Below are 255 nucleotides of genomic sequence, written 5' to 3' on the forward strand. Positions count from 1 at the left end.
GGCTTGGGCGGCAAATCCGGCGCCGTCGTTGCGATGGCCTGGATTCCCGGCTTCTCGTCGCAGGAGACGATCGTCACCGGCTTTCCCCGCCTCCTTCCTTTGGCAGAGGCTTTCTTCAGGACCTGGAGTTCACGATAGACGCACAGGACCTCCGCCATCTTCTGTTCGAACTCGGCGTCGCGATTTTCAAGATAGTAACGCACCTTGTGCGGCTTGATGTCCTCCCGGCCGAGGATCTTGCACACCGTTCCCTGG

At 60.4% G+C, this 255-nt stretch carries 1 pseudogene; it reads right to left on the reverse strand.

The annotated features are described in order from the left end of the window. A pseudogene (locus C7G61_RS43660) lies at positions 1 to 255 on the reverse strand (IS630 family transposase); the annotation flags it as partial.

The organism is Bradyrhizobium algeriense, assembly GCF_003062295.1.
GTDB lineage: Bacteria > Pseudomonadota > Alphaproteobacteria > Rhizobiales > Xanthobacteraceae > Bradyrhizobium > Bradyrhizobium algeriense.